Raw genomic sequence first — 18,598 nt, forward strand, 5'->3', positions numbered from 1 at the left:
TGCGCGGTCGGTCGGCTGGTGCGAGGTTGTGCGCTGCGTGCGCCGCTACAACCTCGCACCGAGCGGTCAAGCTCGCACCACCTGCCGAAGCCCGCACCGACCAGTCAAGCTCGCCCCGCCCGCCGAAGCCCGCACCGACCACCCCGCACCGACCACCCCGCCACGCCGCCTACCCTTGACGCGTGGCTCATCTCCTCGGCGCCGAGAACCTGCATCTCGAGTTCCCCACCAAGGTCGTCTTCGACAACGTCACCCTCGGCATCGACGAGGGGGACCGGATCGGCGTGGTCGGACGCAACGGCGACGGCAAGTCGACCCTCCTCGCGCTGCTGTCCCAGCGCCTCGAACCCGACGACGGCCGCGTCACACACCGCCGCGGGCTGACCGTCGGCTACCTGGACCAGCGCGACATCCTGCCCGAGGGCGCGACCGTCGGCAGCACCGTCGTCGGCGACCTCGAAGAGCACGAGTGGGCCGGCGACCCCAAGATCCGCGACGTCATCGGCGGTCTGGTGTCGGACATCCCGTGGGACGTCAGCGTCGACGAACTGTCCGGCGGCCAGCGCCGCCGCGTGGCACTCGCGCGGCTGCTCGTCGGCGACTGGGACGTCCTGTTCCTCGACGAGCCCACGAACCACCTCGACGTCGAGGGCATCCAGTGGCTCGCCGAGCACATCAACCGTCGCTGGTCGTCGAACCAGGGCGGCATGGTGGTGGTGACGCACGACCGGTGGTTCCTCGACGCCGTGTCGACCGACACGTGGGAGGTCCACGACGGCGTCGTCGACCCGTTCGAGGGCGGCTACGCGGCGTACATCCTGCAGCGCGTCGAGCGTGACCGGCAGGCAGCCGCCAGCGAGCAGCGCCGCCAGAACCTGGCCCGAAAGGAGCTCGCGTGGCTGCGCCGCGGCGCACCGGCCCGGACGAGCAAGCCGAAGTTCCGCATCGACGCCGCGAACGCCCTGATCGACGACGTCCCGCCGATCCGCGACACGGTCGCGCTGGCGAAGACGGCGACCGCCCGCCTCGGCAAGGACGTCGTCGACCTGCTCGACGTCAGCGTCTCGTTCGACGGCACCCAGATCCTGGACCGCATCGAGTGGCGCATCGCACCGGGGGAGCGGACCGGCATCCTCGGCCCGAACGGCGCCGGAAAGTCGACGCTGCTCAACCTCGTCTCCGGCACGCTCGCGCCGACGAGCGGCCGGGTGAAGACCGGCAAGACGGTGCAGGTCGCGATCCTCGACCAGCAGCTCGCCGACCTGGCCCAGTTCGCGAACGACCGCGTGCGCGAGGTGGTCGCCCGCAAGAAGACGAGCTACGTCGCGGACGGCAAGGAGATGACGCCGGCGCAGCTGCTCGAACGCCTCGGCTTCACGGCGGAGCAGCTCTCCACGCCGGTCAAGGACCTGTCCGGTGGCCAGAAGCGCCGCCTGCAGCTCATGCTCATCCTGCTCGACGAGCCGAACGTGCTGATCCTCGACGAGCCCACGAACGACCTCGACACCGACATGCTCGCCGCCATGGAGGACCTGCTCGACACCTGGCCGGGCACCCTGCTGGTCGTCTCCCACGACCGGTACCTGCTCGAGCGCGTCACCGACCAGCAGTACGCCGTGCTCGGCGGGCACCTGCGGCACCTGCCCGGCGGCGTCGACGAGTACATGCGGCTCCGTGCGGCCGGCACCGGTGGCGGGACCGCTTCTGCGGCTGCCGCCGCGTCTGCCGGGAGGCCCGACACCGCAGGCGGGACCGGCTCGGCCGGTGCCGCGGCCGGATCCAGTGCGTCGGCCGGTTCCGGCGCGTCGGCTGCGGCGGCCTCGGGCCTGTCGGGCGCGGAGCGTCGGACGGCTGAGAAGGAGATGTCGGCGCTGGACCGCAAGATCGCGAAGGTGGGCGCGGACCGGAAGAAGCTGCTCGACGATTTCGCCACCCACGACCAGTCGGACTACGCCGGGCTCGGGGAGCTGCAGGCGAAGCTCGCGGCGCACGAGGCCGAGATCGAGCAGCTCGAAGAGCGCTGGCTCGAGGTCGCGGAGCTGCTCGGGGTCTGAGCGGATCTACTCCGCTGGCTTCGCGTCCTCGGGAGCCCCGCCGCCGGGGTTCGCGACGACCTCCCACAGGTGGCCGTCCGGGTCCTGGAAGAACCCGGACCACATGCCCCAGGGCCGCGTGTACGGGGGAGCGAGCATCGTCGCGCCGGCGATCCGGGCCCGGTCGAGGAACGCTTCGGCGTCGGCCTGACTGTCGACGAAGTGCCCGATCGTCGCCGCGGGGCCGTCGGCGAGGGCAACACCAGAGTCCTTCGCCATGTCGTCCCGCCCGTAGACGCTGACGATCAGACCGTCGTCGAGGGTGAACATCGCCGTGGTGCCGCCCGCTTCGGTCTCGTTCGGCGGGTACTCGGTGCCGATGACGCCGCTGCCCTCGATCCCGAGCAGGGCGCGGTAGAAGTCCGCCGATCGTGCGACGTCGGCGACGGCCAGGGTGATCGCGTGCATGGCCCGGAGGCTAGTCCCCGAGACCCAGGATGAGTCGGCGGAGCAGCCCGGCCAACTGGCCCTGCTCGTCGGCGGAGACCCCGGACAGGATGTCGCGTTCGGCGGCCAGCAGGTCCGCGATCGCCGCGTCCACCGCCACCCGGCCCTTGCCCGTCAGCGACACGAGGATGCCGCGGCCGTCCCTCGGGTCGGTCCGTCGCCCCACGAAGCCCCGCGCCGTGAGCCGGTCAACACGGTTCGTCATCGTGCCGCTCGACACCAGGGTTTGCTGCAGCAGGGTCTTCGGGCTCAGCTCGTACGGCTCACCCGCCCGCCGCAGGGCCGAGAGGACGTCGAACTCCCACGGCTCCATGTCACCCGCGTCGAACGCTGCTCGCCGCGCGCGGTCCAGGTGCCGCGCGAGCCGGTCGACGCGGGACAGGACCTCGAGCGGGCCGAAGTCGAGGTCGGCACGCTCACGACCCCACGCCGCGACGATCCGGTCGACCTCGTCCTGGTGCGGCATCCCTCCATCTTGGCCGAACCCGGAGCGGACGGCCAGCCTCGCCGGTCATGGGAGGATGGACGAGCACCCACGGGTGCGTTCCGCCTTGGTGTAATGGCAGCACGACGGCCTTTGGTGCCGTTAGGTCCGGGTTCGAATCCTGGAGGCGGAGCCGAGGGCGTTCGGCCTTCGTGCCACGCCACTCGTCGGACCTGCACTCAGACCGTGAACTCTCCGCCGGTGACTCTGTCGAAGTCGGTGGGGTCGAGATCAGGGGGTAGACGGGGTCGCGGGAGCCGTCTACTCCATCTGCAGTAGGCGATCGAGTCTTGCCGGACGACGACCAGCCGCCGTCCGGCGCTGAGGATGAACTCATCGGGGCTAGACCCTGCACAAAGGAGTCATCATGACCGCGATCCAGTCCGCCACACCGTCAACTGTGCAACGCATCCGTCCCGCTGAGGGTGCCGTGGCGCGCACTGCCCGAGTTCCCAAGCTGGTCGCCTGGGGGACACTCATGACCGTTTCCGAGGTGGTCCGGTTCGCCGGATTCATGGTTGTGCTCGTCGCCATGGGTGTCGAGAAGCTCGCTGTGACGGTGATCTCGCGATGACGATGAGCTTCGGCCGCTCCGATGCGGAATCCGTACTGCTGCGACAGACCGTCCGCCCGGACGATCTCTTCTTGCAGGACACCGTTCCGATCGACATGACTGCCGTGCTGCTCGAGTACCCGAAATCCGTAGAACCCGCGGAACCCGCGGAACCCGCGGAGCGCCGAGCGTCAGAGCGAGAGACCACGGCGCGCGACACCATCTCAGCCACCCCGGTCTCCGACGAACGCGAGGCTGCCGTTGGCGATCGGTGAACGGTCCGGCGCGCGGCGGTGAACAGGGCTCAGAGGACGACATCGTCCGAACATCCGAGGCATGTGACGTCTGCAGGCCGCGCGCCGATCTTCTCCAGGCACAATCAAACCGTGAACGACGAACCTCAGCGACCTGAGATCGAGTCGCCCCGATGGCTGCGTGCGCAGCGCGCGGTACCTCGCTCCATGCCGTACATCAGCGTCACGGCGATGCTGGTCGAGATCGCCACCGCGATCATTCTCGGCGGGTCGTTCCTCGGATACACGGGAGCCGTGGTCTGCGCGGTCGGTGCCGTAGTGGCGCGTCGGCGACCTCACGTCGGCATCGGGGCAGTCCTCCTGGGGACCGCACTGGCAACACTGGGGCACCGTGACGCCCTCGCTGAGTTCACGGTGGTGGCATTCACGTTGTTCGCCATCACGGCTACCGGCACCCCGGCGTTCCGAACGACGTTGCTGTCGGCGGGAGTGGTTGCCGGGATCGTCGCCGCAAGCGGCTACCTCGACCACGGTCGGGTTGTCCAGTGGGACGGAGCTGCGGGAGTTCTGAGCGTCGTCGCGGCAGGCGCCATCGGATCGGCGTTGTTCCAGCAGTACAGGTCCTGGGAGGCGTTGCGAGCACGTGCCGAGGACGCGATCGTCACCCGAGACATTGAGGCAACTCGCCGAGTCGCTGAGGAGCGCATCCGTATCGCTCGTGATCTCCACGACATCATCGGACACCAGACCGCGGTCGTGAACATGCATCTCGGGGCGATTGCCGTATCCGGGCTGGCGACTGACTCACGGACTGCCGCATCCGTCGAGGCCGCACAGACCGCCACGCAACGCATCCTCGCAGAAACCCAGCACACCCTGCGGGTTCTCCGCGCAGACGAGCACGCAGCCGCGGCATCGAGCCCGCTGCCGAACCTCCAGGACATGGCCGCGCTTGTTCGATCGTTCTCCGAGATCGGTCTCGACGTCGACGCGCAGATCCCAACTCCCTTGCCGAAAACCTCGGACGCGGTGGGCGTGACCGTCTACCGAGTCGTGCAAGAGGCGCTCACGAACGCTCATCGATACGGCGCCGGCGAGGCAGCACTCACGCTCCACGCTGCCGCCGGTGCGCTGCACGTGGAGGTGACGAACCCAACCCGACCGGACGCATCGAATGTTCACGGAACGGGGTTCGGCATCATGGGCATGCAGGAGCGCGTCAAATCTGTTGGTGGCACCGTTCGGATTGACGTCGACGATGACGTGTTCGCAGTGTTCGTGACCATCCCCGAGGAGCAAGCATGACCTGTCGCGTACTACTCGTCGACGACCAGGAGATGATCCTTCTAGGTCTCCGAGCCATCATCGATTCCAGCCCGGACTTCGCTGTCGTGGCCGAAGCATCCGATGGATTCGAGGCCCTACGGATTCTCGACCACGAGGCCGTAGACCTGATCGTGATGGACGTACGGATGCCTGGGATCGACGGAGTCGAGACAACCCGACGGGTACGAGCGACACGATCAGCGCAGCAACTCCCGATCATCGTCCTCACCACCTTCGAGGACGACGCCGTGGTTCTCGACGCACTCCAGGCCGGTGCCAACGGGTTCCTCGGCAAAGGCGTCGGCCCAGCCGCGCTCCTCGAGCGACTCCGGCAAACGGTGCAGGGTGATGCAGTGCTTTCCCCAGCTGCGTCGAGCGCGGTCGTGGGACACGTCCAAACTGGTCCCCGACGACCAGTCGACGCCGAACTCGCACAGCGCTTCGCAGCGCTGACGCCCCGCGAACTCGACGTCGTCATCGCCGTCGCCGCGGGCGGTGACAATGAGCAGATCGCCGCAGCGATGTTCGTCTCACCCTTCACCGTCAAGACTCACGCCACCCGCGCGATGGCGAAGGTCGCAGCGCGCGACCGCGCTCAGCTCGTCGCCTTCGCCTACCGCGCTGGACTCGTCTGACCCTCCGGACATCGGAGCGTCATCTACTGCAGATGAAGTAGGAACGGCGCTTCGCACGGACGACGCCCCGACGACTGCGTCACCCGAGGATTGAGACATCAACTGCCGGCCCGAGTTCCTCCAGGGCGGCACCTCATTCTTCAGGAGCACTCATGCCGAAGTTCCTCGCGGCTGTCGGGCGATTCAGCGCCAGACACCGCTTGATCGTGATCGCAGCTTGGCTGCTGATCATCGCCGTCTTCACCGGAATCACCGCCACATCAGCTGACCTCGGCGGCGGGAAGACCACTGCCCCTGACACCCCCGCGTCCAAGGCGCTGGACACACTCCAAGACAAGTTCCCGGGCATGAAATCCTCCGGCTCGGAGGCAAAGACCCTGCAGCTGGTGATGGAAGGCCGCAACGGCGCCAACATCACGGACGCCGATTCCGTGTCCCGAGTCACTCGCATCGTGGACGCCGCGGGGGACCTCCCGCACGTGGAGTCCGTGACCTCCCCGTTCGACGAGCAGCAGCCCTACGTGTCAAAGGACCAGACCACCGCCGTGTCCACGCTGACGTTCAGCGGCATCACGGACAGCAACGCTGAGAAGACCTACGACAAGGTCCTCTCCTTCGTTCACTCGCACGACGCAGATCTTCGCATCGAAGTTGGCGGGCAGATCGCCGAGGACAGCTACCCGATCGGCGGAGCCGGGGAGATCGTCGGCCTCCTGGTTGCGTTTCTGATCCTCTTCCTGACCTTCGGATCGCTCATCACCGCCGGCGCCAACATGCTTGTCGCCCTCAGCGGCGTCGGAGCAGGCATCCTCGGCGTGCTCGCATGGTCGGCAATCCACCCTCTCGACACCACCGTGATCAGTTTGCCAGGCATGCTCGGCCTCGCGGTCGGCATCGATTACTCGCTCTTCATCCTCACACGTTTCCGCGCTGAGCTTCGTGCCGGCCGCAAGGTCGAGGACGCCGTCGCTCACGCCACGGGCACGGCCGGCACAGCCGTCGTCTTCGCTGGCCTCACCGTGATCATCGCGCTCGTCGGCTTGGTCGTCACTCGGATCAGCACCATCGAGGACATGGGCTTCGCAGGAGCCTTCGCAATCGCGATCGCCGTGCTCGCAGCCCTCACCCTCTTGCCGGTCATCCTGCGGAGCCTCGGCCTTCGCGCCCTGCCGAAGAAGGACCGCGAAACGCTCCGCGCCGGCGGAACGATCGACGTCGCCCCGAAGAAGCGTTCGTTCCTGCGCAGCTGGGGAACGGCGAACACCCGGCACCCCCTGCTCATGCTCATCGGAGGCGTTGCAGTTCTCGCCATCGTTGCGATCCCGCTGTTCAGCATGAAGACCGCCGCAAACATCCCGGGCGGCTCGAACCCGGACTCCACACAGCGCCACGCGTACAACCTCATCGTGGACAAGTTCGGTGGCACGCAGTCACCGCTCCTCGTCCTCGCCGAAGGCAACGACGTTCAGGACAAGGCTCCTGACGTGCAGAACGCGCTCGATGACCTCGCTCACGTTCGGATGGTCACCCCTGCCCAGATCGACACCTCCGGTGACACGGCCCTGTTCACCGTCATCCCGAACGGCAGCCCGATCGACGACGGCACGAAGGACCTTGTCCACGACATCCGCGACCAAGCCGATTCTGTCGGTGGTGTGCACCTCGAAGTGACCGGCGAAACTGCAATCGGTCTCGACACGACCGCACAGATGAACAAGGCACTGATCCAGTACGTCGTCGTGATCGTCGTCTTGTCGTTCCTGCTGCTGGTCGTGATGTTCCGGTCGCTCCTCGTACCGCTGTTCGCGACCCTCGGCTACCTGCTGTCGTTGGGTGCCGCACTCGGTGCACTCACTGCGGTGTTCCAGTGGAAGTGGCTGGACTTCATCATCGCCGCACCCCAGGGCGACCCCCTCGGCAGCATTCTCCCCATCATCCTCGTCGGCGTCCTCTTCGGACTCGCCATGGACTACCAGGTCTTCCTCGTCTCCAGGATCCGCGAAGAGTACGTCTCCGGGCTCCGGCCCAAGGAAGCCATCCTCGCGGGCTTCAGCAAGTCCGGCCCGGTGATCGTCGCCGCAGCCCTGATCATGGCCTTCGTGTTCGGCGGCTTCGCGTCGAGCGAGATGACGTTCGCGTCGGAGACCGCGTTCGGACTCCTGATCGGCGTGCTAGCGGATGCGTTCATCGTCCGCATGGTCCTGATGCCGGCGCTCCTGGCGTTGGCCGGACGCGCCGCATGGTGGATGCCGAAGTGGCTGGAGCGAATCGTGCCGAATCTCGACACCGAGGGTCACAGCCTGACCGAGGACGAAACGGCTGCCAACACTGAGCCGCAGCGAGAGGCGATCAAGGCCTCCTGACATTCCCGACAGCGGGGGTTTCGACGAATCTTTCGTCGGTACCCCCGCTGTCGTCTGCCTGCGACTGACCGGCAGGTCCCATTCGCGCACAGCCCAACGAGCGCAGTCGCTACGATCTCATCGCGGAGAGGAATCGCGATGACCACCGGTGAAGAAGGCGCTCGAAGCAAGCGCGTCACAGCAACGCGAGAACTGATCCTGACCGCCGCCGAGCGTCTCTACGCGGAGTACGGCATCGCACACATCTCGAACAGGCAGATCGGAGAGGCTGCGGGCCAAGGAAACACCGCAGTCGTCAGCTACCACTTCGGCAGCAAGCACGAACTCATCCGCGCCATCCTCGGACGACACCAGCGGCGCATCAACGAGCTGCGTCTCCTGGAACTTGCGCGCATCGACGGGTCCACCGACGTTCGTGACTGGATCGGATGCTTCGTGCGAGCAACAACGACACATCTCGCAGCACTCGGCTCACCCACCTGGTACGGCCGGTTCAGCGCACAGGTCGCCACCGACCCCGCGTGGGCAGACATCGCGATGGACGAGGCGCGCGAGACTCCGAGCCTCCTTCGCATCGCTGAAGGCATCAGGAGCTGCCTACCCGACCTCCCTCGGCAGGTGCGGGCGGAACGCAATGCCATGGGCCGGATCTTGTTGACGCAGATGATCGCGGAGCACGAACGGTCCCTCGAGCGCGGAGGGCCCAGGATCTGGTCCGACTGGTCGGATGTCGCAGCAGCACTCACCAACGCGATCTCCGCGCTGTGGTTCGTCGATCTGCCCACGGCTGACCGTCTGCCGTGACCTGGGCCGTGGGTCCTCCATTGAGGGGACCGTGGGGCACGGGCGGGTGAGAAAGCGGTGAGAATCTAAATCACGTGTTTGAAAATCTTGCTCGTCGGAGTTGACTACCCCTGACGGAGCGTCTCTGACTCGCAGATTCGGCTTCCGTGCGGAGGCATACATGACGACATCTGCAATCGACAGCAGCGTGCTCATCGTCGGTGCGTCCGCCGCGGGGATCGCTGTTGCGGAAGGGCTGCGACGACGAGGGCACAGCGGCCCGCTGACGTTGCTCGACAACGAACAGCACACCCCGTACGACCGTCCGCCGCTGTCGAAGCAGTACCTGAGCGGCCACTGGGACCTCGAGCAGGTGATGCTCCGGCCGCAACGGTCGCTGGATGGCCTCGGCGCGGTCTTCCGTCTCGGGCACTCCGCCACCGGACTTGACGTTGCGCGCCGAACAGTATCGGCGGGCAACGAGGCCATCGCAGCCGACAACATCGTCATTGCGACCGGTGTCCGTGCTCGTCAGCTTCCTCTCCAGCACGACCTCCTCGGAGTCCATGTCCTTCGCTCGCTCGATGACGCGCGCGAACTCCGCGAGTCGCTCCGATCGACGGTGCCCACACTCGTCGTCGGGAACGGGGTCCTCGGCAGCGAGATCGCCGCGGCGACAGTCGCTTCTGGGTCCGCAACCACACTTGTCGGCCCGGAGCCGACTCCGATGCTCGCCCAGCTCGGCTCCGTCGGTTCTGCCCTGCTCAGCAGCCGCCATGAAGACGCGGGCGTCGTCCTGCGCGGTGAGTCCCGCGTCAGATCACTCCTGCCGGATCGCGGCAGCGTGGTCGGCGCCGTACTCGATGACGGCACACAGCTTCAGGCTGGTCGAGTGATCGTGGCGATCGGGTCGACACCGAACACGGAGTGGCTCAGCGACAGCGGTCTCGATGTGTCTGACGGTGTCCTGTGTGATGGTCTTTGTCGCGCTGCACCCGGGATCTGGGCAGTTGGTGATGTCGCACGCTGGCGTCACGAAGGTCTCGGCCGGGACCTTCGGCTCGAGAACCGCACCAACGCAACGGAACAAGCGGCGGCAGTGACCCGAAACATCCTCGACGCGAACGCGGCAGCACCCTACGTGCCGGTTCCGTACTTCTGGTCTGATCAGTACGGGATCAAGATCCAGGCGTACGGCTTCCCCGGCGACGCAGATGACAGCGCAGTCATCGAGGGATCGATCGAGGAAGGTCGCTTTGTCGCCCTCGCCACACGGGCCGGTCAACCCGTCGGTGTCCTGGGGTGGGGGATGCCGAAGCAGGCACGCCTCGCGAGCGCGCTGCTCACTGACCTCTTCGCCGGTCAAGCCGCTGTCATCTGAACACCGAGAGGAAGGAAACCCGATGACTGATGTCATTGCATCGACGCAGCAGGCTGACCCGCCAGCGTTCCCCATGCGGCGAGCGAGCGCATGTCCGTTCGACCCATCTCCAACGGCAACCCATGAACAGCAGCAGGGACCGATTCGAAGGGTTCGCCTCTGGGACGGTTCCACGCCGTGGTACGTGACTCGACATGCTGAAGCGCGGACGATCCTTGCTGATGCCCGCATCAGCGCGGACATCAGCCGACCCGGCTACCCATCCCCGGCTCCTGTCGACGGCGGCGGTTCCGGTCTGAGCTTCATCCTCATGGACGATCCCGACCACGCGCGATTGCGCCGGATGGTGACGGCGCCGTTCGCGGTGAAGCGCATCGAGGTCATGCGACCGGCAGTGCAACGGATCGCAGACGACCTGATCGACTCGATGCTCTCCCGCACCGGACCAGTCGACCTCGTCGAAGAATTTGCGCTTCCGCTCCCGTCGCTGGTGATCTGCGAGCTGCTCGGCGTGCCCTATGGCGATCACGACGACTTCCAGGAGCACAGTCGAACCATCATCAAGCGCGGTGTCGCTCGTGAGGAACAGCGTCGCGCCTTCGAATCGCTCGGCGCCTACCTCGCGCAGCTCCTGCACCGAAAGATCGCCGAACCAGGCGAGGACCTGCTCTCGGACCTCGGCCGCCGCGTCACCGACGGCGAGCTGGAGATGTCCGACGCTGTGCAGATGGGCATCCTGCTCCTCATCGCCGGTCACGAGACAACGGCGAACATGATCGCCCTCGGCACGCTCGCGCTCATCGAACACCCTGACGAGTTGGCGCGACTCCGCGACGATCCCGACCCCGCGCTCGTGGCGTCCGCGGTAGAGGAGCTTCTGCGCTACCTCACCATCACGCACGACGGGCGTAAGCGAGTCGCTGTCGAGGACATCGAAATCGACGGCGTCACCATCCGCGCTGGCGACGGGATCATCGTGGCGACAGACCTCGGCAACCGGGACGACGCCGTGTTCAGCGACCCAAACCGGCTCGACGTGGGACGGAACCCCAGAACGCACGTTGCGTTCGGGTTCGGCGTGCACCAGTGCCTCGGCCAACCGCTGGCACGAATGGAGCTGCAGGTCGCCTACGCCACGCTGCTCCGACGTATCCCCACGCTGACACTCGCCACCACCCTCGACGCGATCCCCTTCAAGCACGACGGATCCGTCTACGGGGTGTACGAACTCCCGGTCACTTGGTGCCCGGCTCACCCACAGAAGGAAGAGAAGGAGCAGACCCGATGAAGGTCATCCTCGACCAAGACAAGTGCGTCGCAAGCGGTCAGTGCGTGATGGCTGCCATGAACGTCTTCGACCAACGAGACGAGGACGGTATCGCCTTTCTCCTCAAGGACGACGTGACCGGAGAAGAAGTCGAGGAGGTCCGCGACGCCGTCGCGGTCTGCCCGGCTCTCGCGATCGCGCTTGAAGACTGACGAGCGAACTCACCGTCGACCAACCGGCCGTCGACCGAGGCGGTCACGCATCGTCACCGATCGTCCCGTTCTGGAGGAACATGACCGACCCCACCGCCAACGACATGCCTGCGCTCCGCGCGCGGTACGCGCAGGAGCGCGACCGTCGCATCCGGCCAGATGGGCTCCGGCAGTACCGACGAACCCGGGGGTCCTTCGGATACTGGGAGACCGATCCCTACACGCCGCGCAAGGAACGGACCGTGGAACACGGTGCAGTCCAAGTGCTCGTCGTCGGAGGCGGGTTCGGTGGGTTGCTCACCGCGTCGAAGTTGCGGCAGGCCGGCTTCACGTCCGTTCGCATGTCCGAGGAGGGCGGCGACTTCGGTGGCACCTGGTACTGGAACCGATATCCCGGCGTCCACTGCGACATCGAGTCGTCGATCTACATGCCACTGCTCGAGGACGTCGGCACCATCCCCTCCAGGCGCTACGCGCCGGGTGAGGAGATCCGAAAGCACGCGATGGCCATCGCCCGGAAGTTCGACCTGTACGACGACGTCCTGTTCCACACCCGCGTGACGGAACTGCGATGGCACGAGGACGACGCCGAGTGGCAGGTCGCAACCGATCGTGGTGACAGCTTCCGCGCACGGTACGTCGTCGTCTCGTCTGGGACACTCTCGCAGCCGAAGCTCCCCGCGATCCCTGGCATCGAGACGTTCCGCGGTCACACCTTCCACACGAGCCGCTGGGACTACGGCTACACGGGGGGCACGCAGGACGGCGACCTCGGAGGGCTGCGTGACACGCGGGTCGCGGTCGTCGGCACCGGCGCCACCGGGATCCAGGTCATTCCTCAGGTCGCTCGCTCCGCTGAGCACCTCTTCGTGTTCCAGCGCACCCCGTCCAGCGTCGATGTCCGGGACAACCGAGACCTGCCGCCTGGCTGGACCCAGTCGCTGCCGCCCGGCTGGCAGGAAGAACGAATGGAGAACTTCCTCGCGGTCGTGTCCGGCGAGGAGACAGACGTCGACCTCGTCCAGGACGGGTGGACCTCCACCGCTGCCCTACAACGGACGATGCTCACCGGTCAGAGTGACGAGACGGTCGATGCACCAGACCGAGGCCTCCTCATCGAGGTTGCAGACGCGCAGAAGATGGACCGGATCCGCGCCCGCGTCGACGCGATCGTCGACGACGCCGGCACCGCCGCAAAGCTGAAGCCCTGGTACCGGTACATGTGCAAGCGACCCACTTTCAGCGACACGTACCTGCAGACCTTCAACCGGCAGAACGTGACTCTGATCGACACGGCCGACAGCGGCGGCATCACCGCCATGACGGAGCACACGGTCGTCGTCGGCGACAACGAGTACGAAGTCGATTGCGTCATCTTCGCCACCGGATTCGAGACCGGCGTCTCCGGAGTCGTCTCCGGGACGCTACCGGTACTCGGTCGCGGCGGGGACCAGCTCCTCCAGGCGTGGGCGGAGGGGCCGAAGACGCTCCACGGCTTCATGTCGCATCGTTTCCCCAACCTCTTCCACCTCGGGTCGCTGCAGAACGCCAACTCAGTGAACTTCGTCCACGTCCTCCAGGAGCAGGCAACCCACATCGCCGCCATCCTCGGACGAGCGAGAAGCGAGGGCGCCCGCTTCGTCGAACCGACTCAAGAGGCGCAAGATGCTTGGGCCGAGACAATCAGCGCCGTCGAGACGAACAATGCGGCGTTCCTCGCCGAGTGCACGCCTGGGTACTACAACGGCGAGGGGACTCGCCGCCGCGGCGGCGGGAGCTACAGTCCCGGTCCCGTGCGGTTCCACTCGTTGCTCCGACGCTGGCGTGAGACGGAAATGAGGACCGTGCTCCATCCAGCACTCGTCGGATCCACCAGCAGTTAGACGATCTTCGTCGGTCGCGTATCGCGCGTCACCGCCCCATTAAGCTGGGCACGGCCGGGAGGAGACCGCATGGTGACCAGGAGCGAAGACGTGGCGCGTACCGCTGGTGTCTCGCGAGCGACCGTCAGCCAAATCCTGAACGGTCGCGGTGCACGTTTCTCACCCGCGACGCGCGAACGGGTCGAACGGATCGCTCTCGACCTCGGGTACCAGCCGTCGGTCGCGGCACGGGCCCTCGCGACTGGTTCCAGCGACATCGTCATCGCCCTCATCCCCAACACGACATTCCACGGCAACCTGCAGGACCTGTTCGAGCGAGCGACCGACGAGCTTGCCGATCGTGGCCTGACGCTCCTGCTGCGATTCCCGACCGCATCGGCCGAGTCACTCAATCGGATGGTCCGCGGTCTGCATCCACGTGCCGTGATCTCATTCACGCTCTTCGACAGCTTCGAGCGAGAGCTACTCGAACGGAACGGGGTCCTCGCCGTCGACCCGGGACCGCGCGCCGCAGATGACGACGTCAACAGGAGTATCGGCTGCTTGCAGGCTGAGCACCTCATCGAGAAGGGTCACCAACGCCTTGCGTTCGCTCATCTTCACGATGCGCGTGACGACCCCTTCGGTCAGGCCCGGGAGGCAGGAGTGCGAGACGCCTGCCGCGCCGCCGGCCTCCCGGACCCGTTGAACGTGAGTGTCGAGATCAACGCCGACTCCGCAGACGCCGCCCTTGATTCGCTTGCCGCGCCTGGTGTCGCGATTGCCTGCTACAACGACGACGTCGCAACTGCTCTGCTCGCCGCGGGAACGCGACGCGGGTACCGCATCCCCGAGGACGTCGCGCTGATCGGAATGGACGACACCCCGCTCTCAGCAGTGACCATCCCGCCCCTGTCGACCGTGCACGTCGATCTGGAGAGCGCGGCGCGGTCAAGTATCAACCGAGTCATCCAAGGACTCGGGCTCACAACGACCGACCCGAAGCCGGCCGAGAATCCGCTTCGGGTCGTCGTGCGTGGTACTACCTGACCCGAGGAGAACGATCCGACGCTCACCGCATGCGTCAGAACACGGACTCACCACCGTCAGACGGCAGAAGGGCGCCCGAGACGTTGACGCCGTCGTCACTCAGCAGGAACGTGATGGATGCTGCAAGCGCCTCCGGAACGGCGATCGGGACGTCGGCGGTGTGACTGTTCAATCGCTCTTGACCGAAGGTGTTCGTCGCTGTCGGACGCATGCCGGTGAGGGTACCGCCAGGAGCGACGGCGTTCACGCGGATCCCGTTCGGCTCGTACATGAACGCAGACGAGCGCGTGACGCCGAGGACGGCGCTCTTCGACGCGGTGTACGCCAACCCCGCAGAGGAGCCGCGCAGGGCAGCCTCGGACGCTACGTTCACGATTGATCCGCGGCCAGCGGCGATCATCGCAGGAATGACCGCTCGAGACAGTCGTACCAGACCAAACACGTTCACTTCGAACACGCGACGAAGCATCGCGTCGTCCGTCTCGTGAAGGGGACTGAAATCGTCGAGGAGGCCCGCGACGTTCGCGAGCCCATCGATACGGGCTCCGGCAGCCTCAACGATCCGCGCGACCCCGTCATCGGCGGTGATGTCCGCTGCGACGGGCCGCACGGACGGGAACGCTGCCACCAGGTCGGCGAGGCGCGATTCGGCGATGTCCACAGCGACAACGGTTCCGCCCTCGCGGGCGATACGCACCGCGACGGCACGGCCGATACCCGAAGCGGCGCCCGTGACGATGACGGTGCGGCCGTCGAACCGACCGGCGGAGATGCGCTCCACCCAGCCCGCACTTTCGGCTTCTTCTTCCGGAGACACTTCTCGCCCGTTCGCCTCCCGAGTCAAAGTATCGAGCACTCCCTCACCTCGGTCCCCCATCCCAGCGATCAAGGTCTCGAGTGGCACACGGCGGAGTAGGCGAAGGGCCGATTCCTGCATGCCGAGCTGTTCACCGAACTGGCGAAGCACCGCACCCCCGGCGGGGTGCTCAAGCCACGCTCCGATCATTGTGTGGCCAGTGAGTGGCTTGTTCGACTCGGACACGTGTCCATCCCTTCGTTGGTAACGCGCGTAACTGACGCTAGAGCGGTCGCGTGTCCACGTCAACCGCGCCATCTGGTTCGAGCGGGATGCTGTTGAGGTTCCCAGTCGGTGCAAAAGGATGCCGATCGGCACCGCGTTGTCCGCGAGTGCTTCGGTGCGACGCAACGAACCGGAGCCTCGGGCTTGGCGGGTCGTCGGCGAGGGTGCTCGGCCGCGTCCGTTGTGGATCAGTGGCCCCCAGTGATCGGCATGCGGGGTAACCGTCTCGGCGGTTGACACGCAATACCCGAGCTGATTGGCTAGGTAACGCGCGATACCTGCGCAGACGATGACGTTGTGGAGACCTTGATGACCGTGCAGCTGCTCAACCAGGGTTGGTCTTACCGTCCGAAGGTCAGCGCGTTTGCCGAACTCGGCGGCGCGGGCGGCGACTGGGAAGACGTGACGTTGCCGCACGATGCACAGATCACCACGGCGCGAACGCCTGATCTCCGGAACGGCGCCGCGCCTGGCTACTTCCCGGGTGGAGCATGGGAGTACCGCACCGAGGTCTCAGTTCCAGCGGACTTCGGTGGTCAGCTCTGGGCGCTCGAATTCGACGGTGTCCACCGAGATGCGATGGTCTACGTCAACGGTGCACTCGCCGGCCAACACGCGTTCGGATACTCCCGATTCGTGGTGCGGATCGACCCGTGGCTCGAGGCCGGGACAACGAACACGATCAAGGTCGACTGCCGCACTCACCAGGACAGCCGTTGGTACACCGGAGCCGGAATCTACCGCGACGTTCGTCTCATCGTGAAGAGTGCCGCGCGGATCGCAGTCGACGGCGTGCAGGTCACCACCCCGGACGTCGATGTGGACAGGGCGGTCGTCGAGGTTGCTGCGGAGGTCGAGAACGGCGGCACAACGACCCGCACTCTCCGTCTCACGACCAACATCACGCAGGTGACCCAGGCCGAATCGTCCGCTTCCCTCGTCACGAGCAGCGCTCCGGTCAGTCTCCTTCCTGGCGAGCGCTCCACCGTCCGACTCCGACTGCCTGTGACGAACCCATCGCTGTGGGACGTGGACTCGCCGACGCTGTACGGCGCGACCGTCGTCCTGACCGACGGTGACGACGAGGTCGACCGCGAACAGGTGACCTTCGGCATCCGCACTCTGCAGCTCGACGCCGTACGCGGACTTCGGATCAACGGACGAGCCGTCCTGCTCCGCGGAGCATGCATCCACCACGACAACGGCCCCCTGGGTGCTGCCGCGATCGTCCGCGCGGAGGAGCGCCGAATCGAGCTGCTCAAAGACGCAGGGTTCAACGCGATCCGAAGTGCGCACAATCCCATGAGTTCGGCGCTACTCGAAGCGTGCGACCGGCTGGGCATGCTCGTCATGGACGAGACGTTCGATGTCTGGACCTCGAGCAAGTCCGACTTCGACTACGCGTCCGACTTCACCCAGTGGTGGGAGCGAGACGTCGAGTCAATGGTCGCCAAGGACGTCAACCACCCGAGCGTCATCATGTACTCCATCGGCAACGAAATCCCAGAAACGGGTTCCATCAGTGGCGGCATCTGGAGCAGGCGTCTCGCCGAGAAGCTCCGCTCGCTCGACCCCAACCGGTTCGTCACGAACGGCATCAACGGATTCGTGTCAGTCCTCGACCTGGTCACCGCCGGTATGGCGCAGCAGCGGGAGGCGCTGGCATCCGCAGAGCCGCAAGCCGGCGGCGTGAATGCGATGATGAGCCAGGTCGGCGACATGATGAACCAGATCTCGGCCTCGCCGCCCGTGACCGCGCGGACCGAAGAATCGTTCTCCGTGCTCGACGTCGCCGGCATGAACTACGGCGACGGGCGGTACGAACTCGACCACGAGCTCTTCCCGCACCGCGTCATCGTCGGAAGCGAGACGTTCGCCTCGCACATCGCCCGGAACTGGGACCTCGTCAAGCGGCTGGACCACGTCATCGGCGACTTCACGTGGGTGGGGTGGGACTACCTCGGCGAAGCGGGCCTCGGCGGCGTGAGCTATCACGACGAGGCAGCCGGTCCTGCCGCAGCGAAGGCTTGGCCCTGGCTCGCCGCCGCCAGCGGCGACCTCGACATCATCGGACGCCGTCGTCCCGTTTCGTACTACCGAGAGATCGTGTTCGGCCTTCGCCGCGAGCCGTACGTTGCCGTGCAGCGGCCCTCGCGTCACGGTCAGACGGTGCTCGGAACCCCTTGGTCGTGGAGCGACAGTGTGTCGAGCTGGGCTTGGGACGGCTACGACGGTCTTCCCGTAACCGTCGAGGTCTACAGCGACGCCGACGAGGTCGAGCTGCTGCTGGACGGCGACATCATCGGTCGCGCCGCCGTCGGAGCCGAGTTGGCGTTCCGGGCAACGATCGAGACGGTGTGGCAGCCCGGTGAACTGACCGCAGTGGCGTACACCGGCGGTGTCGAGACCGGTCGAACGTCGCTCCGCTCCGCCGCCGATGAGACGATCCTCTCCGTTTCGGCGGACCGGACGGAGATCACCAACGGCACGACCGACCTTGCATACATCGACATCTCACTCACCGACACCGCGGGCGTCGTTCGACCGCTGATGGATCGCGAGGTGACTGTCCTCGTTGAGGGCACAGGGACCCTTCAGTCGTTCGGCAGTGGGGATCCGGCACCGGTGTCGCTCTTCGCCGAGACAACTCGGTGCACCTTCGACGGAACCGCCCTCGCAATCGTCCGACCGACCGCTGCAGGCGTCATCACCGTGACGGTCACTGCACCCGGTTGTGCATCCGCAATCGTCGAACTCACCGTGCACTGACCGTCCGCCGGAACCGTTCTCCTCCTCTGCGAACCTAG

16 protein-coding genes and 1 tRNA gene are annotated in these 18,598 nt (G+C 66.3%); 14 read left to right on the forward strand and 3 right to left on the reverse strand.

Annotation, left to right across the window (positions count from 1 at the left end; translation table 11 throughout):
• Window positions 1-182: 182 nt before the first annotated feature.
• A complete protein-coding gene (locus tag EDF40_RS02310; protein ID WP_123340193.1) occupies window positions 183-2,054 on the forward strand; it encodes an ABC-F family ATP-binding cassette domain-containing protein in 1,872 nt (623 codons plus the stop codon).
• Between the two features lie 6 nt (window positions 2,055-2,060).
• Here the strand turns inward: EDF40_RS02310 and EDF40_RS02315 are convergent, their stop codons facing one another.
• Together EDF40_RS02315 and EDF40_RS02320 are read right to left on the reverse strand one after the other, a co-directional pair.
• Complete coding sequence (locus EDF40_RS02315; protein WP_123340194.1) at window positions 2,061-2,501, reverse strand: VOC family protein; 441 nt, start codon at window positions 2,499-2,501, stop codon at window positions 2,061-2,063.
• 10 nt (window positions 2,502-2,511) lie between these two features.
• On the reverse strand, window positions 2,512-3,006 hold the full coding sequence (locus EDF40_RS02320) for a MarR family winged helix-turn-helix transcriptional regulator (RefSeq protein ID WP_123340195.1): 495 nt from the start codon (window positions 3,004-3,006) through the stop codon (window positions 2,512-2,514).
• A 79-nt stretch (window positions 3,007-3,085) separates the two neighbouring features.
• On the opposite strand from EDF40_RS02320, the gene EDF40_RS02325 reads away from it, so the two are divergent.
• From EDF40_RS02325 to EDF40_RS02380, 12 genes are all read left to right on the forward strand, one after another.
• Window positions 3,086-3,157: transfer RNA gene (locus EDF40_RS02325), tRNA-Gln, on the forward strand.
• 234 nt (window positions 3,158-3,391) lie between these two features.
• The gene (locus EDF40_RS02330; protein WP_123293764.1) at window positions 3,392-3,598 is read left to right on the forward strand and encodes a hypothetical protein; all 207 of its coding nucleotides are present in this window, start codon (window positions 3,392-3,394) and stop codon (window positions 3,596-3,598) included.
• A complete protein-coding gene (locus tag EDF40_RS02335; protein WP_123293765.1) occupies window positions 3,595-3,852 on the forward strand; it encodes a hypothetical protein in 258 nt (85 codons plus the stop codon). The genes EDF40_RS02330 and EDF40_RS02335 overlap by 4 nt, the downstream gene beginning before the upstream one ends.
• 111 nt (window positions 3,853-3,963) lie before the next feature.
• Window positions 3,964-5,136: a sensor histidine kinase gene (locus EDF40_RS02340; protein ID WP_131921197.1), complete on the forward strand. Its 1,173-nt coding sequence runs from the start codon at window positions 3,964-3,966 to the stop codon at window positions 5,134-5,136.
• Window positions 5,133-5,792 (forward strand): response regulator transcription factor, encoded by a 660-nt coding sequence (locus EDF40_RS02345; RefSeq protein ID WP_123293767.1) that lies wholly within the window; start codon window positions 5,133-5,135, stop codon window positions 5,790-5,792. The genes EDF40_RS02340 and EDF40_RS02345 overlap by 4 nt, the downstream gene beginning before the upstream one ends.
• A gap of 152 nt (window positions 5,793-5,944) precedes the next feature.
• Window positions 5,945-8,155, forward strand: coding sequence for an MMPL family transporter (locus EDF40_RS02350; RefSeq protein WP_123340196.1), 2,211 nt, complete (start codon window positions 5,945-5,947; stop codon window positions 8,153-8,155).
• A 138-nt stretch (window positions 8,156-8,293) separates the two neighbouring features.
• Window positions 8,294-8,959 carry a TetR/AcrR family transcriptional regulator gene (locus EDF40_RS02355; RefSeq protein WP_123293769.1) on the forward strand — a complete coding sequence of 222 codons (666 nt, stop codon included), beginning with the start codon at window positions 8,294-8,296 and terminating at the stop codon, window positions 8,957-8,959.
• Between the two features lie 160 nt (window positions 8,960-9,119).
• The gene (locus tag EDF40_RS02360; RefSeq protein ID WP_123340197.1) at window positions 9,120-10,319 is read left to right on the forward strand and encodes an NAD(P)/FAD-dependent oxidoreductase; all 1,200 of its coding nucleotides are present in this window, start codon (window positions 9,120-9,122) and stop codon (window positions 10,317-10,319) included.
• A 22-nt stretch (window positions 10,320-10,341) separates the two neighbouring features.
• Window positions 10,342-11,607 carry a cytochrome P450 gene (locus EDF40_RS02365; RefSeq protein WP_123340198.1) on the forward strand — a complete coding sequence of 422 codons (1,266 nt, stop codon included), beginning with the start codon at window positions 10,342-10,344 and terminating at the stop codon, window positions 11,605-11,607.
• Entirely contained in the window at window positions 11,604-11,798 is a 195-nt protein-coding gene (locus EDF40_RS02370) for a ferredoxin (RefSeq protein ID WP_123293772.1), read from the forward strand. Before EDF40_RS02365 ends, EDF40_RS02370 begins: the two co-directional genes overlap by 4 nt.
• Before the next feature lie 80 nt (window positions 11,799-11,878).
• Window positions 11,879-13,681, forward strand: a complete 1,803-nt coding sequence (locus tag EDF40_RS02375; protein ID WP_123340199.1) for an NAD(P)/FAD-dependent oxidoreductase — start codon at window positions 11,879-11,881, stop codon at window positions 13,679-13,681.
• Window positions 13,682-13,750: 69 nt separating this feature from the next.
• Entirely contained in the window at window positions 13,751-14,710 is a 960-nt protein-coding gene (locus EDF40_RS02380) for a LacI family DNA-binding transcriptional regulator (protein WP_123340200.1), read from the forward strand.
• 34 nt (window positions 14,711-14,744) lie between these two features.
• On the opposite strand, the gene EDF40_RS02385 is transcribed toward EDF40_RS02380, so the two are convergent.
• A complete protein-coding gene (locus EDF40_RS02385; RefSeq protein ID WP_243698247.1) occupies window positions 14,745-15,752 on the reverse strand; it encodes an SDR family NAD(P)-dependent oxidoreductase in 1,008 nt (335 codons plus the stop codon).
• A 348-nt stretch (window positions 15,753-16,100) separates the two neighbouring features.
• On the opposite strand from EDF40_RS02385, the gene EDF40_RS02390 reads away from it, so the two are divergent.
• The gene (locus EDF40_RS02390) at window positions 16,101-18,560 is read left to right on the forward strand and encodes a glycoside hydrolase family 2 TIM barrel-domain containing protein (protein ID WP_123340262.1); all 2,460 of its coding nucleotides are present in this window, start codon (window positions 16,101-16,103) and stop codon (window positions 18,558-18,560) included.
• Window positions 18,561-18,598: the final 38 nt, after the last annotated feature.

This window comes from Curtobacterium sp. PhB170 (assembly GCF_003752345.1).
Taxonomy (GTDB): domain Bacteria; phylum Actinomycetota; class Actinomycetes; order Actinomycetales; family Microbacteriaceae; genus Curtobacterium.